We start from the raw sequence: 18,336 nt of genomic DNA on the forward strand, positions 1-18,336 counted from the left end.
ATATTGAAATACTGTCATATTTTACAGACAAAAAACCATGACACAAGACAGATGAAATGGCTTAAATTATGTAATTTTGATGTTCAAAATATTACCCATGAAAATACTTTTATCACCAGCAAAGTCTCTGGATTACGATCAAAACATAAACACACCTTTTACGAGTGAAGCACATTTCCTAAAAGAAGCTGATTACTTAGCCAAAAAGCTTCAAAAAATGTCTAAAAAGAAGCTTGGCCAATTGATGCACATCTCTGAAAGTTTAAGTGATTTAAATCACGATCGATATCAAAATTGGGAAGCTCCAACTACCTTAAATGAAAATTCAAAACCAGCGGCTACGGTTTTTACAGGTGAGGTTTACAAAGGACTCGATGTGTCAACATTTTCAGACAAAGATTTTGAGAATGCACAAAAAGATCTGCTTTTATTGTCTGGATTGTATGGAGTTTTAAAGCCTATGGACCTAATGTATCCATACCGATTGGAGATGGGAACAAAATGGAATGTAACGCCAAAAAAGAAAAACCTATACGATTATTGGGGAAACAAAATTGCAAAATTCATCAATGAAGAAACAAAAGATGATGAAGTAATCGTGAATTTAGCCTCAAACGAATACTATAAAGCCGTTGATAAAAAGACCTTGAAGGCTCGTGTAATTACTCCAGTTTTTAAGGATTTAAAAGGCGACAAATTCAAAGTGATCATGATGTATGCGAAACATGCGCGTGGGGCAATGGCGAGAGACATTATTCAAAATCAATATCAAAACATTGAAGACCTCAAAGGCTACAATGTGGATGGATACACTTATAACGAAGAGATGTCTTCAGAGAATGAGTGGTTTTTTGTGCGTTAACAAAATGAAAAACTAAAAATGAAAAGTGAAAAATAGCTTTGGAACCAATTTTTCACTTTTCATTTTTCATTATTCATTTTTAATTCTCACATTCAGTTCTGACTATGCAAATCTAAGTCATTGCGTTTTTTATTTCCTATTCGATTGGTTATATTTGCACAAGTCTATGTTTTAAACTGTTTAGAACATTTCAATTAATTTTAAAAAAACAATCAAATATATGAGTACATCAGTAAAATTATCTTCACAAGACCTTATCAAAATGGAAGAAAAGCACGGAGCGCACAACTATCATCCGCTTCCTGTAGTTCTCGCTAAAGGAGAAGGTGTTCACGTTTGGGACGTTGAAGGAAAGCATTATTACGACTTCCTTTCTGCATATTCTGCAGTTAATCAAGGTCACTGTCACCCACATATTATTGGTGCATTAAAAACTCAAGCTGAAACATTGACTTTAACGTCACGTGCGTTCTACAACGACACACTTGGACCATTTGAAAAGCATGTAACCAACTACTTTGGATTTGACAAAGTTTTAGCCATGAACTCTGGTGCTGAAGCTGTTGAAACTGCAATTAAAGTATGTAGAAAATATGCTTATGAGAGAAAAGGAATTGCTGAAGACCAAGCGAAAATAATCGTTTGTGATGGTAATTTCCACGGTAGAACAACGACTATTGTTTCTTTCTCAAATGATGACAATGCACGTAGAAGCTACGGACCATATACGCCAGGATTTATTCACATTCCTTACAATGATACTGAAGCATTGGCAGAAGCATTAAAACAAGATAATGTTGCTGGATTCTTGGTTGAGCCTATCCAAGGAGAGGCTGGTGTTTACGTTCCAGATGAAGGATATTTGACAAAAGTTCGTGAGTTATGTACTGAAGCAGGTGTACTTTTCATTGCTGATGAAGTGCAAACTGGAATCGCGCGTACAGGTAGAATTTTAGCATGTAACCACGAAGATGTAAAACCAGACATTTTAGTTCTTGGAAAAGCAATTTCTGGTGGTGTATATCCTGTTTCTGCAATTTTAGCAGACGATGAAGTAATGGGTGTTATTCAACCAGGTCAACATGGTTCAACATTTGGAGGAAACCCAATGGCAGCAAAAGTAGCTATTGCAGCACTTGAAGTTGTTGAAGATGAAAAATTAGCTGAAAACGCTGAAAAAATGGGTCAACTTTTCCGTGATGAAATGGAAAAAATTATAGCTAAAACTGACCTTGTTACAAAAGTACGTGGTAAAGGATTGTTGAACGCTATTCTAATCAACGATACTGAAGATAGCTCAACAGCTTGGGATATCTGTATGGCGCTGAAAGAAAATGGTTTAATTGCCAAGCCAACACATGGAAACATTATTCGTTTTGCTCCTCCATTGGTAATGAATGAAGAGCAATTAATGGAATGTGTTGCCATTATTGAAAAAACAATTTTGGAATTCAAAAAATAAATTGAACTCAATATATTGAAAAAGCCGACCTTATTGAAAGGTCGGCTTTTTTGTTTTTATCAATACAGAAATGGGATTAATCCTTATCTTTTCTGAATAACATGTTCCCAGAAGACACCGCTTATATCCGTTATACGAAGGGTATACTTTCCTGCTTCCAATCCTTTCAATTTTGAATCTTCCAGTTGAACAGTTGCTTTCGCTCCAAGCGGAACAATTAAACTGTGTTTTCCAGGCTTTACTTTCGCGATATAATCATTTGAAATGTTCGAAGCATTTAACGACGATAATTCCTCTTGATTAAAATCAACAACTGTATTTCCTGTTTCGTCAATCAATTCAATTTTGATTACCCAAGAACCATAAACATCAACACCTTCTGTTCTGAAAACATCAAATGAAATTGAGTTTTGTTCCAAACTTCCATTCGTTAATTCTAATTTTGGTTTTACTGATTTGTTGTGCAAAGTCCCCCATAATCCACCGTGAAAGACTTGGTTTGTCATAAGTGTCATTCCTAAAATGAAAAAAGAACCAATTAAAACGAATTTTGAATATCGTTTGGCTTTCATTTTCAAATCACCTGAACCAAGCCATGAGAACCAGTTCTTTTTGGTAAATGCAAAATTGTTTTTCATGAAATAATAATCTAATGAATACTTTCCACTTCCTGTTAAATAGAGCACAAAACCTGTGGCTATTCCAAGCACACCGATTTGCCATTCGTCAAGGCAAGTTGTTCCGATCCAACCTGAACCCAACAAAATCCCCATGGCTAATCCGAAAACACCAATGCTCATCAATCGGGTAAACAAACCGAACATAATGAACAATCCAACGATTCCTTCGATGATGGTAAATGCCACCATATTATACCATAGCAAATCTGGATTTTCAACTAAATATTGAATTATCGGTTTTATTCCTAAAGCATTGGGCAAAAAATGATTGAATTTTTCTCCTATATATCCTGCGGTTTCAGGATCCAACTTGTCTACTAAAATGGTTCTTCTCCAAAAGGCCGAAAAATAAGTCCAACCTACAACTAATCGTAATGCAAGAGACATGAGCCCCGCATCGTTTTTTATTTCTTTCATATTTTTTTATTTGTAATTGATTATTGGCGATGCACTTTATTGTTAATCTCATTTTCGAAATCACAAAAATATTTACCTTACTCCATCTAAAAACAGATGAATACATTCCTGATTCGATACTCTTCAGTAAAATCTATTTCAACTTTTTTACTTTTTTTCATCGCCAAAAAAAGTAAAGTAAAAAAGTCTAGCGCTTGATATTTCTTATTGTTTTCACTCCTATAAATCGATAACGTCGGTGATCTCCTCAGACAAACTTTGGTCCCTGCACTAACGTTTGGTCTTCAAAAGCGATGCTTTTTCTCTCCCATTATTAACGACTTCTAGTTCGCTACAACTTCAAAAAAATATAATGCGCGTCCAAGAGAACTAACATTTAAATACTAAAAGAATTAAATGTAATTCCGTCTTTTGTATTAATTCAAAGAATAATTTGATATCAACCTGATATGTAGAAAATCAATTACGCGTAAAGTTGAAAGTTTTGATATAGAATATAAAGTGGTACTTCTATGGATGGGATATTCCCTCGGGCGAATTGAGGTGGGAGGATTTTATTGCCAACTGGGAGATTAAGGTTATTGAATCGAGAAGCTTTGAACAAATTCACCTTTTGAGCGGAATCCGCTTTACCTTTATTAATTTGGTGAAGCTCAAAAACAGAGTCGATACATGAATGCTGTGAAAAACTCGTTTGACTTTTATTACTTACTTGGGTTTGTTTCACACCCACTTCTGCCTGAATGGCATTTCTTACAGTACAAGGAGCAATAAATAGCAAAAACACCAAACTCAAAATAGAGATCGGATGACGCAATACTTTTATTTTATCGCTTTTTTGCATAGGACAAATTTAAGAATGCTATTGATTTTAAGTTGATTTCTAAGGTTAAGATATACTAAAACCTACCCCTATTTCAACTTATAATTAAGTACGATAGCGAGGATGGAAAGGACAATCAAACCTATACATGTCGCCAAAAAACCAGGATCAATACTCGTCAAACCAAGAATAGCAATAGAGCCAAAAGCACAAATGAGGAGTGAAAAAGCCGCAACAGTCACAACTTTACTTCTTTTATTTTGTGACAACCGATAAACAAAAGAAATAAGTAAAACCAATAAACTAATCGCTCCGAGAAGAACCAAAAACGCTACGTATTCAAGATTCTTCAATCCATCTATTGCTGCTGCAGAAACAGATATACTCATCAACAAAACACTTAAAAGTAAGAGTAGCGTTTTGTTGTTCAAGGCATTTATTACTTTTCGAGGAATCCGTCCCATCTTTGCATATATTGAATAAAGTTAGCACCTAAGCCTTCTGTTTTTAGATACTCCTCTGAAACAGGAGTTTCAACAGGTTCGAAATTTGGATCAGCAATAACTTTTGCTGGAAAATCATGATGTAGAATTCCAGAACGTCCGATACTTACAAAGTCAACTCCGGAAGCTAAGACCTCTTGAACTTCTTTTCCATTTCTAATTTTACCTGCAACTGTCAACAAGGTATTTTTGTAATCTAGTGATGTAAAATGTTCCAATAATGAGATTTCTTCAGCTTGTTCTTCTTCTGGCATTTTGAAAACATCCCAAAGTGAAACATCTAGAAAGTCGATTTTATTTTCATCAATAAATCGTTGACAAACTTTTTTGACCTCAGAAAGTTTCATTCCAAATCGTTCAGGGGAAAGACGAATTCCCAATAAAAATTTATTTCCACAACTTTCGCGAATCTCATCAACAATTTCAAACATCAAACGTGCTCTATTTTCTAAACTTCCACCATATTCATCAGAACGGTGATTATATTCCGAGCTTAAAAATTGAGTTAGAATATATCCATGCGCTCCATGCACCTCTACTCCGTCATATCCACACTCTTGTGCACGTACAGCAGCATCTACGAAGTCTTTCTTGAGTTGAATAACCTCATCGATTGTTAAAGCTCTTGCTCCAGATTTTTCATGAGCAGAAGGACAAACAGGTTCTTCTCCAATCAATTCCTGTGGAGTTCTCATTCCTGCATGGTGCAATTGAATTACTGCCAAACCTCCATGAGACTTAAGTTCTTTCACTAATTTTTGATGTCCAGCTTTTAATTCATCTGAGAAAATTCCTAATTGCCCAGGAAAACCTTGACCTATTTTCTGTACATGAGAAGCACAAGTCATGACCAATCCAAACTGGCCTTTTGCACGCATGGACAACCAATTGAATTCATCATCTCCAAGAGAACCGTCGGCATTACTTTGGGTATTGGTCATTGGTGCTAGCATAAATTTGTTTTTCATTATAGCTCCGCACTTAAATTGAATTTCTGTATTTGGGTTGTTTTGCATTTTGGTATTTTTTAAACTAACTATTGTACAATTGGAAAGGCAAAAAGTTTGGTTAAATTTTTAAACATGCCTTAAATCTGCACCTAGTAAAATAGGTCTATTCTTTTTAAAGCAGATAAAAAGCCGTTGAAACGGCTAAAATTGTACATTCATATTCTTCTAGATGCGGGATGATCCCGAAAGTTTTCGGGACCACATCAATAAAAAATGCGAATGATGAAGAAATGATTTTTTAATTACCACTTCGTTCTTAAATACAATTGTTCCACCTTGTTTCTCGCCCAAGGTGTTCTTCTTAAAAACTTCAAACTTGAGGAAATAGATGGATTGCTTTGAAAACAGTTAATGTTTATTCTATCTCCTAGTTCTTCCCAACCATAATGATCTACTAAATCGTTTAGAATTGTAGCTAATTTCACTCCATGTAATGGATTGTTTGGCTGTTGCTCTATTTCTTTGTAATTCCCCATGTTTTCTCGTTTATATTGCGTTTCTACACAACATCTTCTTTTTTCAAATATACTAATTCATTTCTGTATTCAGGATTTACTTAGACTAAGCTAAAGATAATATTAATTGCGTATCGGGAACTTTACAAGTGGAGTATCATATCGAATCTACTGAAGTAGAAGATATGTTTACGCAATAAAAAGTGTTTTTATTATGGGTAAAACTCTATTGATGTGGTCCCGAAAACTTTCGGGATCATCCCACATTCAATAGAATTAGCAGACTCAAGCCTCAAGCCGTTTCAACGGCTTATAATTCAGGTTTTATAAATCTAACTGAAAGCAATTAAAACTTCTTAAAACGCATTTAATATTAATTGACAACAACTTTCTTCACCAATTGTCCAATTAAATTTGATTTAACTTGAGTTAAGGCATGGTCTTTAGCTTCAGCAAATGAAATTCCCATTTTTCGATCTATCGATTGTAAGTCTTTTGGAAAACCTTCAACTAACTGGTCGTAATAGGCACTCAACACCTCATCATTAGGCAGTTCAAAATTTATGCGCAATTGAAACCTTCTAATCAAGGCTGAATCAATAATTTCTGGATGATTTGTAGCACTAATCAATAAAGCATCATTTGGATAATAATCAATCAACTGAATTAAAGTATTCACCAATCTACGCATTTCTCCCACCTCTTTGTCACTGCTATCACGCTCCTTTCCTATTTGATCAAATTCATCTAAAAACAAAACCGATTTTGTACGGGCTGCCTTGTCAAAAACTTGTTTGATGTTTTGTGATGTTTCTCCAATTCTAGAACATATAATGGTACTTAAATTGAGAATAAAAATTGGTTTCCCTAATGCATTCGCAATCGCTTTGGCGGTAGTAGTTTTTCCACATCCAGAACTTCCTTGAAGTAAGATTTTATTGTTAACCGGTAAATTATATTTCGACAGTTCATCAACAAATTGATGTTCTTTGATCAATTGTTGAATATGGTTTTGATTCTCTTGATTGAGAAATACATCTTCTAAAGAAACAGCTTCTTTATCTCTGATTACAAGGTCATGAATATTCATTGGTGAAATAAATTTGAATGCAAAGATACTAATCGAAGAGTGATTTACGAATTAAAAAACGTAGACTCATGGTTTGTTCAAATTTGCGCTGTATTAGAACGCGGATGAAGCGGATCTGTGAACGCGGATTTGCACGAATTATGTTTTTTTTAAAGTGATTAAAAAATTCAGAAGTTTAAAAGATCAATTTTAAAAAAGTATAAATAATGATAAATAGAGAAGAATTAATTCGCAGTAAAGAATATTGGCTGGAAAAAATCCAAAATGAATTATTCATGGAGATTGAAGAATATATTAAAAACAACAATCTAAATAAAACTCAGTTTGCACAAAAACTTGGCGTTTCCAGAAGCTATCTCACACAAGTTCTCAACGAAAACTTTGATCACAAACTAAGCAAATTAATTGAGTTAAGCATAGCCATTGGAAAAGTTCCAAATTTCAAATTTGAAGACATTGAAGAGTTCCTCGAAAATGATAACCAAAAAAATCCAACCGATTACAGCAACAATACGAGAGCTAATGTTGGTCACTTACCTCTACTCTCAGATAAAGAATCTGATTACAATAATTCTAAATCATAATTAAATTTGATGGTTCAAGCATTCAACTATCTAACAAAAACTCATCTCAGGAAAATTCGACTACAGCATTAATAGTCAATGCATATTAAGTATTCGATTCAAAATTCCTCCAATCTCCTCTCCTTTTGTTAAAGCCATCATGTGCGAACCGTTTTCAATAACAAAATCAGTGGAATCAATATTACGAATTGGAATGGTATGGTCGTTACTCCCATGAATATGTATCAAATTTGAAGTATTGGCTTTCCTTTCCCAACGAATGATCATGCGAACAGAATATTTCAAATATTGCTCATTCTTTTTTTCTAACATACTTTTAAAGGTCGCTTCATTTTGATCTCGATCTGGCTCCACGATGGGTTGTAATGTTTTAGCTCCCCAAGCAATCAATCGAGAGGGGAAAACAGCATACAATGGAATGGCTTTTTGAAAGCGATAACGTACCGGAAGTTCTTTTCTGTTTTTTGCACTTGAAATGATAACTACTTTTTCAGGGTTGAGCATTTCACTCAACTCCACACACAACATTCCACCAAGTGAAACGCCAACCAAAGCAAAACCTTCTGTAGTGTCAATATTAACAGCCAATTTCTCCGCCAATTCCTTCATATTCATTTTTGAAGTTAAGGTGTCATAGCGCAAATGTCGAATGGTGTAATTGGTATCTAATTTTAATGAATCAAAAATCCGTGCATCAGAACCTTGTCCTGGAAGGAAATAAACTGTTTTGATTTCTTGACTGAAACCAATTGAACTAAAACAAAGAAAGACCAACAGATAAAAAAATTTCATATCCCTACTTTAAAAATTAGTCAATTTTATATCTCACTAATCCTCACTTTTTTCGTTTTCAACTTTTGATTATTGAGTTGCTTCATCACAATCTTTGCGGCTTTTGCATGAACACCAACATAAGCGCAATTTTGTTTTAATTCGATGACACCCAGTTGATTTTTATTGATGTTACTTTGCTTTAAGAAAAATCCAGCGATATCTCCTTTTGAAATTTTATCACGTCGTCCTCCTGTAATATATAAAGTTGTCCATTTTTCTTGTGCTGAAGTATTTTTACGTGCTTGATTCGCTATTTCTATTCTTTCTGGATTTTCTTCTGCGATAAATGAAGGTAGTTCGTCCTCTTCCCAGTGTAAAATATAAGCAACACCTTCTTTATTCATTCTGGCCGTACGCCCATTTCGGTGAATAAACTCCTTTTCGTGAAGCGGTAAATGATAGTGTAAAATAAATTCGATTTCAGGAATATCTAATCCACGTGCTGCGAGATCTGTTGCCAATAATAACTGACATGTTCCATTTCTAAATTTAATTAAAGAACGTTCTCTGTCAATTTGCTCCATTCCACCATGGAAACTAGCGTGATCAATGTTGTGCTCTTCCATAAAAGTACTCACCCTGTCCAAGGCATCTTTGTAATTACAGAAAATAATTCCCGGCTTTGGTCCTATAAAATCGATAGCACTTTTTAAGGCTTGCAACTTATCTTTATCTTCAGAAAGAAGAATTTTTAATTTGCGTTTAGTATTGCTTTCAGACAAGTAATTCACTTCAATTGGATGTTTTAAGCCAACAAACTCAGGAATTGATGCATCTTGAGTGGCAGAGGTCAGTACACGTTGTTTTACGTTAGGTAAGGCATATATAATTTCAGCCATTTCCTTTTCAAATCCTATTTCCAAAGACTTATCAAATTCATCTAAAACCAAGGTTTGAATATGATCAAGAGAATAATCATCTCTTCTAAAACGATCTGCAACCCTTCCTGGAGTACCTATCAAAATAGCAGGTCTTGTTTTTAAGTCAATTTTATCTAGTGCACCAGCACGACCCCCATAAACAGAATTAATCTTAAATCCTGACCCCATATTTCGTGCAACTTTTTCAATTTGCTGCGCCAATTCACGAGAAGGCACTAAAATCAACAATTGAATTTCATCACAATCTGCATCGAGTTGAGCAATCAAAGGCATTAAAAACGCCAAAGTTTTTCCTGTTCCAGTTGGAGAAAGTAAAACGACATCAGAAGTTGATTGTATCGCATTGGAAGCCTCTTCCTGCATTGGATTTAACTTTTCAATGCCTAACTTTTTAAGCGTTTGCTTTTGAAATTCTTGATTTGTTTTTTCCTTGGCCATAATCTGATTTATTTAAGTTCCCTTTGGAGACAACTTCTTGTGTTATTTAGAATATCCACTGTGTGTAATATTCGATAAAGATAATCATTCAAACCATTATCAAGATTAAAAACTATGCACTGCTAAAAAAATAGCACAGTACTATAGATTACAACATCTAAGTACTGCGCTATACTCTATTTTTTTATTTGACTAATTGAACTTCTGTATCAACATTTTCTCTCGTTAACCAACCTCTTCTATTTGCAGTGACAATAGCATAAGGCGTAATCCAGAATAATGTAAAGAAATAGAACAAATTATAAGTAAAAATCCATAATGAATTTCTTTTGTTGTTTTTTACCGCATAGTAAACCGCCGGAATAATAGAGAACAATGCGATACTTACAATAGTTGAACACAAGAAAAGCATTGGATAAAATATCAAACTGAGTATCATTAAAATCAAGGCTGGATATGCTGTAATAACAGTCAACCATTGATTCACCAATAAAACCCTAGGTCTTAGTCTATTCTCAGGCCTAAATTTCTTAAATGCAAACTTCGACATCATTATGTTTTCACGCACATTACTTCTTTCCCAACGTGTAAACATTTTTCTCAAAACAGTATAGTTCTCTGGAATATTCGTGGCTACACTTGCATTACTTTGAAACATTGTATCATAACCTTGCTTCATAATCATATTGGTCATTGCTCTATCCTCACCAATATCAGTTTTTACACCCATAAAAGTTTGATTGATCCATTCATCCAAACAGTTCATAACGGCATCTTTTCTATATGCGGCTAGTGCACCTGGAGTACATAAAACGCTTTTCATATTTCCCTGTGCTGCGCGAATGAAACCAAAACTAAAAGCAAAACTTACATTCAACATTTTAGGAATGATGGCTTTATTTGTGTTTTGAATCTTAACATTCCCTGCCACTGCACCACATCTTTCATTCACCACAAATGGAGAAACCAAATTACGCAAAGTATTTTTGTAGATGAGCGAGTCACTATCAATCGTAACAATAACTTCTCCAGTAGCTAAATTAAAACCTCTGTACAAAGCATGTCGTTTACCTTTATTTTCTGGTTGCTGGTAAATAGATAGGAAATCACCCAATTCATCTTTCGCTTTTAGCATCCAGTCCCAAGTATCATCCTTACTTCCATCATCAATAGCAATCAATTGAATATTCTCCATTGGGAAATTACTCTCAGCAATACTTTTTAAAGTATGAAAAACAAAGGCTCCTTCATTGTAGGCAGGAACGATAATAGTTACCGTAGGCAAATCCACATCTTTCGCTGCTTCTACTGGTTTATATTTTAAATAATTGACCAATAAAAAGGCTAAAAATGAAATTTTAAAAATCAAGAGAAATGCAGTGAAATAGAAAAGTACACTTCCTAAAACTGAATTAAATTGAAGATTTCTAATCTCTTGAAATTCGTCTTGAAACTGAAACAGAATAAAACCTGCTCCGAAAATTAAAACTAAAGTATAAAAAAGTATACTGTAGTCTAAGAAAGACAATAGTGTCTTGGGTTTAAATTTTGATGTTTTTTTTACGACCATGTTTTTGTAGTTGAAAAGTGAATAATTATTATTTAGTAGAATAGTAGTTTTAAAAACTGGTACTAACATAATTCATTTACATCAACATTGTCGCCGCTTATAACAAATATTAGCCTCTTGTAACATTCGTTAACGAAATTCAATGGGCGTGAAAAAACACTTTTTTGAGACTCACGATACAATTGAATAGAAGGTAAACCCTACATTATTAGCGTAATAATATAAAACTTTCATTGTAGAGATCCTCTTAAATAATTGGTCTATCATATGAGAATAAGTTCAAGGGTTTTAACAAACATGTATTAAGAGAATTTGAACAGAACAAATAGCTATTTTACTCTTGATTCTGCTTCTTTCTCTTTAAGCTTTTGCAACCTTCTTTTGCTTAATGCTTTCCTTCCTTTTGCACTTTCTTTTCTAGGAACTAGAATTAACAACACAAGTCCAATCGCAAAGAATCCAACAATAGATAAAACAGAAGCGCGCAGATTTCCTGTCATGTATTCCATAAATCCGAAGAAGAAAAGTCCGAGGACAATTCCGAGTTTTTCAGCAACATCATAAAATGAAAAATACGATGCATGGTCTTCTGTGGTTGGTAAGAATTTTGAATAGGTAGAACGAGATAGCGCTTGAACACCTCCCATAACTAAACCTATACCAGCGGCAAGGAAATAGAACTCTACTGGAGATTTAATCCAATAAGCCCAAATACAAAGCAACATCCAACCAATTACTACAAAGATTAGCGTTTTTAAATTTCCGATTTTACTTGAAATGAAAGACATCAAATAAGCACCTGCAGCGCCTAAAATTTGAATCAGAAGAATAGCGATAATTAAATTGGCATCTCCTCCACCTTCTCCCCATTCAATTTCTTTTTTGGCAAAAACAACGGCCATCAACATTACCGTTTGTACTCCTGTATTAAAGAAGAAAAACGACAATAAATAACGTTGTAATCGCTTGGTTTGTCTAAACTCTTTAAATACACTTTTCAATTCCGTTACTCCTTTAAAAATATAACCTGAATTGACATCGCGTTTATATATGTTATGCGGTAATCTTCGGAATGTAAATTGAGCAAATCCCATCCACCACAATCCTACTAAAACAAAACTGTATTTTGTATATGCTGCATCACCGAGCATAATCATGGCCAAACAAATGACCAAAAGTAACATACTTCCAAAGTATCCCATTGAGAATCCTCTTGCCGAAATATTATCGTGTTGTTTAGGTTCTGCTATTTCTGGTAAAAAAGCATTGTAGAAAACGAGACTATTCCAAAAACCTATGCTGGCCAGGAAGATGGACAACATTCCCCATTCGATGTTCGCGGGATCAAACCAGTAAAGTGAAATACTTGAAAACGCTCCGAGATAACAGAAGAACTGCATAAAACGTTTTTTATTTCCAGAGATATCTGCAATTCCTGACAACAAAGGAGATAAAACACTTACCAATAAGAAAGAAGCGGCTAAGACATAAGAGAACAAAACAGAATTGGATAAACTAATTCCAAAAAAATCAATCATTACATTTTCATCGGGCAACAATTTTTCACGCCCTACTTTTTTGAGGTAATGACTTTCTGTAATATTGGCGTAAAACACAGGAAATATCGCGGAAGATATCACCAAATTATAGACTGAATTTGCCCAGTCATAAAATATCCAACCTTTAATTACACGTTGGTTTCCTTTCAATGAATGTTTTACCGTTTCCTTTTCCATTTGAATGATTTAATAATTCAATAATGCTTTTAATGCGTCTTCAAATCGGCTGTTGGCCAAGAAATTTTTCTCTAATTCCGCATCGAACGGTACAGGAGTATTTAAAGAGGCAACACGTCGTATTGGCGCATCTAGGAATTCAAAACATGCTTCATTGATTTGTGTTACCAATTCTGCTCCTATTCCTCCTACTTCAACATCCTCATGTAAGACAATCACTTTTCCTGTTTTTTGAACAGAAGCAATCACTGTTTCCATGTCTAATGGTGCTAAAGTGCGTAAATCTATTAAATCAGCTGATATAGCTTCGTTATTTTCTAAAGTCTCTAATGCCCAATGCACACCTAGTCCATAAGTTACAATTGTAACATCATTTCCTTCTTTTAAAACAGCAGCTTTCCCAATCTCTGTCGTATAATAATCATCATATACTTCCTCTTTTAAACTACGGTATAAAAACTTGTGTTCGAAGAACAATACAGGATTTGGATCTTCAATGGCAGCGTTCAATAATCCTTTGGCATCTCCTGGAAATGCTGGATATACAATTTTTAATCCTGGAACGTGGAAAAACCATGCTTCTGTACTTTGCGAATGAAATGGTCCAGCAGCTACTCCTGCACCTGTTGGCATTCTCACAACCACATCTGCATTTTGTCCCCAGCGCCAATGCAATTTCGCTAAATTATTTACGATTTGATTAAAACCAACCGTTACAAAATCAGAAAATTGCATTTCCACCATTGCTTTCATGCCGGCAATCGACAACCCGAGTCCAGCACCTAAAATAGCCGACTCACAAAGCGGAGTGTTACGCACTCTATCTTTTCCAAATTGCTCTACGAAGCCTTCAGTAACTTTAAAAACACCGCCATAATCGCCAATGTCTTGTCCCATCAACACCAATTCTGGATAGCGTTCCATCGATTGTTTTAATCCATCAGAAACGGCATCAACTAATCGTTTTTCACTTTTATTTTCTGATTCAGGCGCTATAACTTCTTGTTGATGTTCGGCAAATAAATCTTTTAATTCAGTTGCTGTATCTGGTGTAATATTTTCTTCTGAACTGGCTATATCCAATCCATTTTGTATTTCTGTTTTAATTTCTTTCTTAAATCCTTCGATCATTTCATCGTTTAAAAGACCTTCTTCTTTTAAGAACAACTCAAAATTGACAACAGGATCTTTTTTGTTCCATTCGTCTTGAATTCCTTCAGGATAATACTTCGTTCCCGAAGCTTCTTCGTGACCACGCATTCTAAAAGTCAGACATTCCAATAAAAATGGTCTTGGACGTTCTCGAATCGATTCAGCGATTTGTTGAACAGAATTAATCACTTCAAGAATGTTATTCCCATCAATTTGGTAAGCATCCATTCCGTAACCAATTCCTTTATCGATAAAATGTTTACATCTGAATTGTTCGTTACTCGGCGTTGACAATCCCCATTGATTGTTTTCAATCGTAAAAATTGTAGGCAATTGCCAAACTGCTGCAACATTTAGCGCTTCGTGGAAATCACCTTCACTTGCTCCACCATCTCCAGAGAAAACGAGGGTTGCTTTTTTATCATTTTTGATTACTGAAGAAAGCGCAATTCCATCGGCAATTCCCAATTGTGGACCTAAGTGAGAAATCATTCCCACAATATTGTAATCCATTGTTCCAAAGTGGAAAGAACGATCACGTCCTTTGGTGAAACCAGACATTTTCCCTTGAAATTGTGCAAAAAGTCTTTCCAACGGAATATCACGAGTAGTGAAAACACCTAAGTTTCTATGCATTGGCAAGATCACCTCATCTTTTTCCATGGCCAAAGTTGTTCCGACACTAATTGCCTCTTGTCCCCATCCTGAAAACCATTTTGAGATTTTCCCTTGACGTAGGAGAATGAGCATTTTTTCTTCGATTAAACGTGGCTTTAAGATGCGTTTATAGATGCTGACCAATTCATCATCTGAAAATTTTGTACGGTCGTAATCTATATGTCGTTGGGTTATTGTATCCATTGTTTTTGTTTGACTTCAATAATTTGACTAACAAACTTAACATTAATCTGCATTTATGATGTTTGATTAAGGGGAAATATTGGGAATTTTAAAAAAAGGATTTCGCTAAGTCCCGAACAGTTGTCGGGACACTAAGGTGCTGAGGTTCGCAAAGAAGAAAAAAGGAAGAATTATCTATAATTTAGGTGGATTTAGGTAGTTTGAATGATGGAACGCTGTCCCGAAAGCTTTCGGGAACACGGATCTTCGAACGCGGATTTAACGCAGATAAACTTTCATTCTAATATCCACCAATATGCCATAGTTTAATGTGATGATGTACATTTCCTTTATTACGTTCTTTAATTATTTTAAAGCCTCGTTTCCTTTTTAGCTCAAGAATTTCTAAGTTTTCTAAACCAATTTCCGACCTGTTGTAATCTATCTGAGCGTAGCTATTTTCTTGATCTGTCGTATGCCATTGGTTATAATGTATTCCTTTATAAAACTTACCTTTTCCCCACTCTGCTTGAAAATCAATTAGTGCCGCATATTGCTCAGGTAAAATATTCCCCTTTTTAATTTCATCGTAGAGCATTTCGTTTAATGATGTGTCTCTTGGTTTACTGAAATAATGAATCAGAATAAAAAAACCAAAAGTACTTTCCAGTCCGTCGTTTCTTCTTTTGTGATGCATCCATTGCTCATCTAGGCCTACAAGTCTTTCCCCCGGAAATCCAAGACTATCAATTAACGGAGTTAATTCTTTGTTCACCATCTCCCCTAAAACTTTATTCCATTTCATTCTAATAAAGGGTTTCAACATAAAATTCCAGGGTTTCAATTCATGTTTATCTCGATATTCTTGATCGAGATCATACATTTTATTTATGCAATTTCGGGCTTCCCAATTAACATTTCTGATGTAAATTTTTCGTAAAGAATCATACTCAAGTCGAAACGCTTCCCATCTTGAATCCTTTTTAAGTTTAACCAAAATAGGATCTTTATCAACTTCGTTAATTTTTACTCCTTCTAAAGCACCCTTTTTAATAAAGTCAAAAGCTTTTTCTAAATCATTATTTTCAATAGCAGTTTGCGTTGCAGTATATATGTGCTTTGCAAATACAAATTCATATTCTTTAAATAAGGAATCGTAAATTGCTACAGCGTCAGAATAATTAGTATCTAAAATAGCCTTTTCAGCCTTCATTCTTTGTTGATGATAACGAATATAATCCTGACAAAAAGAGATTTGAATTAAAAAGAATGTAAATAGTAGAATCAAATATTTCATAGAATATCATAAATTTTAAAAAGGTAATAGCTATTAAACAAACTTAACATTAATCTACATTTGACTGTTTGATTAAAGGAAAATAATAGATTTCATTATTCAATTGAGATTCATTAAATTTGTAAATAGAGTTCTTTAAATAAGTTCATTTCCTAAAGAATCTAATAAATATGAAAGCACAAGATATATATATTATTCATCCAGAGAACGAAGAGCAAGCCATTGCTTTGAAAGCATTTGCAAAAGCTTTAAAATTGAAGTTTGAAGTGACCAAGCAAAAAGCGTATAATAAGAAGTTCGTAGAAAAAATTGAAAAATCTCTAAAACAAATTGAAGATGGTGAAACTTCAAAAATTGAGGATATTGACGAATTCTTAGGTATAAATTAATGAAATACGAGTTAATTTACACGAAAGAAGCAATCGATGATTTGAACAAGTTTAAAAAATCTGGAAATAAAGTTTTGCTAAAAAAAATTGCAACTTTATTAAAAGAAATTAAACATTCTCCTTTTAATGGAACTGGAAAACCTGAAGAATTAAAACATCAATATGCTGGTTTATGGTCTAGAAGAATTAATAGGGAACATAGACTCATTTACAAAGTTGAAGACAACATCATTACCATCACGGTCTTATCTTTAAAAGGACACTATAAATAAAATTAGAAATGATTTTTCATATCTACTCCGGTATTTTAACCCTACGCTCCTCTCCTGTTGCTTCATCTAAAATAGACAGAAATGAACCGTAGTAATATTCACATTCACTCATTCCAGTTGTATCCCCAATAATCCTTCTCGTAAGAATTTTAGAGCCAAGTAGACGTTGTGGGTTCATTGAATAATATGTAAAATAATTCGTGTCTATTAATGTCGTTTGGTTTGATTCATATTTGTACATTCCTTTAGAAGTGGTAAAAAAAGCGGTACTTCCATTAACTTCAATTGGTTCGGCAGTTGCTATATTATTCAGAACAGTTAGGTCTTGATGGGTATTTGATTGAATATTAAATTTTCTCAAGTAGATATTCGAATTCATCGATTTTAAATAGATTAAGTTTTCTTCATCTAACCAATCATAACTATCCATAGAAACAAAAAAAGATTCAATTACTGAACCATCTTCATTACAAATGGAATATTCATAATTACTTTCATCATAATATAACAGTCGCTCCCCTGAAGGACTCCATTTAGGATCACCACACAGGTCAACAGTATTTGTAAGATTAGTTAAACTATCTCCATTTGACTTAACTTTATAGATATCAGAATTTTCACCTCTAAAAACAATCCAATCTTTCACACTCCAATCAATATATGAATTCACAGCAAAATCTTCTGTAATTACTTTGGTATTATTCGTACAGAAATTATAAACACATAGTTCATATGAAGCTCCTCCTTGTAGTATATTACTACGCATAAAAATAAACTCGAAAGGATTTGTTGGATTCACTATTGGTGAGGTGTAACGATGCTCTTCTAAATCATAAACCATTGGAGAACTTACACAATGTTGAAAGTTCGTATCTAGTTTCACAAATGAATCTGGGTAAGGCTCACTGTGCAGCATGTATTTATCAGGGCAATACTGAATGGAAGATGTGTTGGAAATATTGATGTCTTTCTTCTTGCATTGTGTTGCTAATAATGCAATGAATACAAAGACGATTAATATGTAGTTTTGATTTTTCATAT

The 18,336-nt window shown here is 34.1% G+C and carries 18 protein-coding genes; 5 read left to right on the forward strand and 13 right to left on the reverse strand.

Annotation, left to right across the window (positions count from 1 at the left end; all coding sequences use genetic code 11):
* Nucleotides 1-97 precede the first annotated feature (97 nt).
* Both yaaA and rocD read left to right on the forward strand, forming a co-directional pair.
* Nucleotides 98-862, forward strand: a complete 765-nt coding sequence (gene yaaA / locus DXU93_RS07735; protein WP_116880711.1) for a peroxide stress protein YaaA — start codon at nucleotides 98-100, stop codon at nucleotides 860-862.
* Between the two features lie 220 nt (nucleotides 863-1,082).
* Nucleotides 1,083-2,324, forward strand: coding sequence for an ornithine--oxo-acid transaminase (gene rocD, locus DXU93_RS07740; RefSeq protein ID WP_116880712.1), 1,242 nt, complete (start codon nucleotides 1,083-1,085; stop codon nucleotides 2,322-2,324).
* An 83-nt stretch (nucleotides 2,325-2,407) separates the two neighbouring features.
* Here rocD and DXU93_RS07745 read toward each other — a convergent pair whose 3' ends face one another.
* From DXU93_RS07745 to DXU93_RS07770, 6 genes are all read right to left on the reverse strand, one after another.
* A complete protein-coding gene (locus DXU93_RS07745; protein ID WP_116880713.1) occupies nucleotides 2,408-3,421 on the reverse strand; it encodes a TQO small subunit DoxD in 1,014 nt (337 codons plus the stop codon).
* A 463-nt stretch (nucleotides 3,422-3,884) separates the two neighbouring features.
* Entirely contained in the window at nucleotides 3,885-4,265 is a 381-nt protein-coding gene (locus tag DXU93_RS07750; RefSeq protein ID WP_116880714.1) for a hypothetical protein, read from the reverse strand.
* A 68-nt stretch (nucleotides 4,266-4,333) separates the two neighbouring features.
* Nucleotides 4,334-4,708, reverse strand: coding sequence for a hypothetical protein (locus tag DXU93_RS07755; protein WP_123776083.1), 375 nt, complete (start codon nucleotides 4,706-4,708; stop codon nucleotides 4,334-4,336).
* Entirely contained in the window at nucleotides 4,684-5,763 is a 1,080-nt protein-coding gene (locus DXU93_RS07760; RefSeq protein ID WP_116880716.1) for an NADH:flavin oxidoreductase, read from the reverse strand. The genes DXU93_RS07755 and DXU93_RS07760 overlap by 25 nt, the downstream gene beginning before the upstream one ends.
* A 236-nt stretch (nucleotides 5,764-5,999) precedes the next feature.
* On the reverse strand, nucleotides 6,000-6,233 hold the full coding sequence (locus DXU93_RS07765; RefSeq protein ID WP_116880717.1) for a VF530 family protein: 234 nt from the start codon (nucleotides 6,231-6,233) through the stop codon (nucleotides 6,000-6,002).
* A 352-nt stretch (nucleotides 6,234-6,585) separates the two neighbouring features.
* Nucleotides 6,586-7,302: an AAA family ATPase gene (locus tag DXU93_RS07770; protein WP_116880718.1), complete on the reverse strand. Its 717-nt coding sequence runs from the start codon at nucleotides 7,300-7,302 to the stop codon at nucleotides 6,586-6,588.
* Between the two features lie 206 nt (nucleotides 7,303-7,508).
* Between DXU93_RS07770 and DXU93_RS07775 the strand changes: the two genes are divergently transcribed.
* The gene (locus tag DXU93_RS07775; RefSeq protein ID WP_116880719.1) at nucleotides 7,509-7,886 is read left to right on the forward strand and encodes a helix-turn-helix domain-containing protein; all 378 of its coding nucleotides are present in this window, start codon (nucleotides 7,509-7,511) and stop codon (nucleotides 7,884-7,886) included.
* Between the two features lie 75 nt (nucleotides 7,887-7,961).
* On the opposite strand, the gene DXU93_RS07780 is transcribed toward DXU93_RS07775, so the two are convergent.
* The 6 genes from DXU93_RS07780 to DXU93_RS07805 all read right to left on the reverse strand — a co-directional run bounded on the left by DXU93_RS07780 (nucleotide 7,962) and on the right by DXU93_RS07805 (nucleotide 16,634).
* On the reverse strand, nucleotides 7,962-8,678 hold the full coding sequence (locus DXU93_RS07780) for an alpha/beta fold hydrolase (RefSeq protein ID WP_116880720.1): 717 nt from the start codon (nucleotides 8,676-8,678) through the stop codon (nucleotides 7,962-7,964).
* 26 nt (nucleotides 8,679-8,704) lie between these two features.
* Nucleotides 8,705-10,039 carry a DEAD/DEAH box helicase gene (locus DXU93_RS07785; RefSeq protein ID WP_116880721.1) on the reverse strand — a complete coding sequence of 445 codons (1,335 nt, stop codon included), beginning with the start codon at nucleotides 10,037-10,039 and terminating at the stop codon, nucleotides 8,705-8,707.
* 184 nt (nucleotides 10,040-10,223) lie between these two features.
* Entirely contained in the window at nucleotides 10,224-11,609 is a 1,386-nt protein-coding gene (locus tag DXU93_RS07790) for a glycosyltransferase (RefSeq protein ID WP_116880898.1), read from the reverse strand.
* Nucleotides 11,610-11,938: 329 nt separating this feature from the next.
* Nucleotides 11,939-13,345 (reverse strand): MFS transporter, encoded by a 1,407-nt coding sequence (locus tag DXU93_RS07795; protein ID WP_116880722.1) that lies wholly within the window; start codon nucleotides 13,343-13,345, stop codon nucleotides 11,939-11,941.
* A gap of 9 nt (nucleotides 13,346-13,354) precedes the next feature.
* On the reverse strand, nucleotides 13,355-15,358 hold the full coding sequence (locus DXU93_RS07800; RefSeq protein WP_116880723.1) for an alpha-ketoacid dehydrogenase subunit alpha/beta: 2,004 nt from the start codon (nucleotides 15,356-15,358) through the stop codon (nucleotides 13,355-13,357).
* A gap of 280 nt (nucleotides 15,359-15,638) precedes the next feature.
* Nucleotides 15,639-16,634: a hypothetical protein gene (locus DXU93_RS07805; protein ID WP_123776084.1), complete on the reverse strand. Its 996-nt coding sequence runs from the start codon at nucleotides 16,632-16,634 to the stop codon at nucleotides 15,639-15,641.
* 170 nt (nucleotides 16,635-16,804) lie between these two features.
* On the opposite strand from DXU93_RS07805, the gene DXU93_RS07810 reads away from it, so the two are divergent.
* Complete coding sequence (locus DXU93_RS07810; RefSeq protein ID WP_116880725.1) at nucleotides 16,805-17,023, forward strand: DUF2683 family protein; 219 nt, start codon at nucleotides 16,805-16,807, stop codon at nucleotides 17,021-17,023.
* Complete coding sequence (locus DXU93_RS07815; RefSeq protein WP_116880726.1) at nucleotides 17,023-17,295, forward strand: Txe/YoeB family addiction module toxin; 273 nt, start codon at nucleotides 17,023-17,025, stop codon at nucleotides 17,293-17,295. The genes DXU93_RS07810 and DXU93_RS07815 overlap by 1 nt, the downstream gene beginning before the upstream one ends.
* A 22-nt stretch (nucleotides 17,296-17,317) precedes the next feature.
* Here the strand turns inward: DXU93_RS07815 and DXU93_RS07820 are convergent, their stop codons facing one another.
* Nucleotides 17,318-18,334: a TolB family protein gene (locus DXU93_RS07820; protein ID WP_123776085.1), complete on the reverse strand. Its 1,017-nt coding sequence runs from the start codon at nucleotides 18,332-18,334 to the stop codon at nucleotides 17,318-17,320.
* Nucleotides 18,335-18,336: the final 2 nt, after the last annotated feature.

Source organism: Brumimicrobium aurantiacum, assembly GCF_003402975.1.
GTDB classification, from domain to species: Bacteria; Bacteroidota; Bacteroidia; order Flavobacteriales_D; family Crocinitomicaceae; genus Brumimicrobium; species Brumimicrobium aurantiacum.

Coding starts and splice junctions, on each gene's coding strand:
- DXU93_RS07800 (WP_116880723.1), bottom strand. CDS start 15,358: ATGGATACAATAACCCAACGACATATAGATTACGACCGTACAAAATTT.
- DXU93_RS07760 (WP_116880716.1), bottom strand. CDS start 5,763: ATGCAAAACAACCCAAATACAGAAATTCAATTTAAGTGCGGAGCTATA.
- yaaA (WP_116880711.1), top strand. CDS start 98: ATGAAAATACTTTTATCACCAGCAAAGTCTCTGGATTACGATCAAAAC.
- DXU93_RS07770 (WP_116880718.1), bottom strand. CDS start 7,302: ATGAATATTCATGACCTTGTAATCAGAGATAAAGAAGCTGTTTCTTTA.
- DXU93_RS07820 (WP_123776085.1), bottom strand. CDS start 18,334: ATGAAAAATCAAAACTACATATTAATCGTCTTTGTATTCATTGCATTA.
- DXU93_RS07815 (WP_116880726.1), top strand. CDS start 17,023: ATGAAATACGAGTTAATTTACACGAAAGAAGCAATCGATGATTTGAAC.
- DXU93_RS07750 (WP_116880714.1), bottom strand. CDS start 4,265: ATGCAAAAAAGCGATAAAATAAAAGTATTGCGTCATCCGATCTCTATT.
- DXU93_RS07775 (WP_116880719.1), top strand. CDS start 7,509: ATGATAAATAGAGAAGAATTAATTCGCAGTAAAGAATATTGGCTGGAA.
- DXU93_RS07755 (WP_123776083.1), bottom strand. CDS start 4,708: ATGGGACGGATTCCTCGAAAAGTAATAAATGCCTTGAACAACAAAACG.
- DXU93_RS07780 (WP_116880720.1), bottom strand. CDS start 8,678: ATGAAATTTTTTTATCTGTTGGTCTTTCTTTGTTTTAGTTCAATTGGT.
- DXU93_RS07745 (WP_116880713.1), bottom strand. CDS start 3,421: ATGAAAGAAATAAAAAACGATGCGGGGCTCATGTCTCTTGCATTACGA.
- rocD (WP_116880712.1), top strand. CDS start 1,083: ATGAGTACATCAGTAAAATTATCTTCACAAGACCTTATCAAAATGGAA.
- DXU93_RS07805 (WP_123776084.1), bottom strand. CDS start 16,634: ATGAAATATTTGATTCTACTATTTACATTCTTTTTAATTCAAATCTCT.
- DXU93_RS07795 (WP_116880722.1), bottom strand. CDS start 13,345: ATGGAAAAGGAAACGGTAAAACATTCATTGAAAGGAAACCAACGTGTA.
- DXU93_RS07785 (WP_116880721.1), bottom strand. CDS start 10,039: ATGGCCAAGGAAAAAACAAATCAAGAATTTCAAAAGCAAACGCTTAAA.
- DXU93_RS07790 (WP_116880898.1), bottom strand. CDS start 11,609: ATGGTCGTAAAAAAAACATCAAAATTTAAACCCAAGACACTATTGTCT.
- DXU93_RS07810 (WP_116880725.1), top strand. CDS start 16,805: ATGAAAGCACAAGATATATATATTATTCATCCAGAGAACGAAGAGCAA.
- DXU93_RS07765 (WP_116880717.1), bottom strand. CDS start 6,233: ATGGGGAATTACAAAGAAATAGAGCAACAGCCAAACAATCCATTACAT.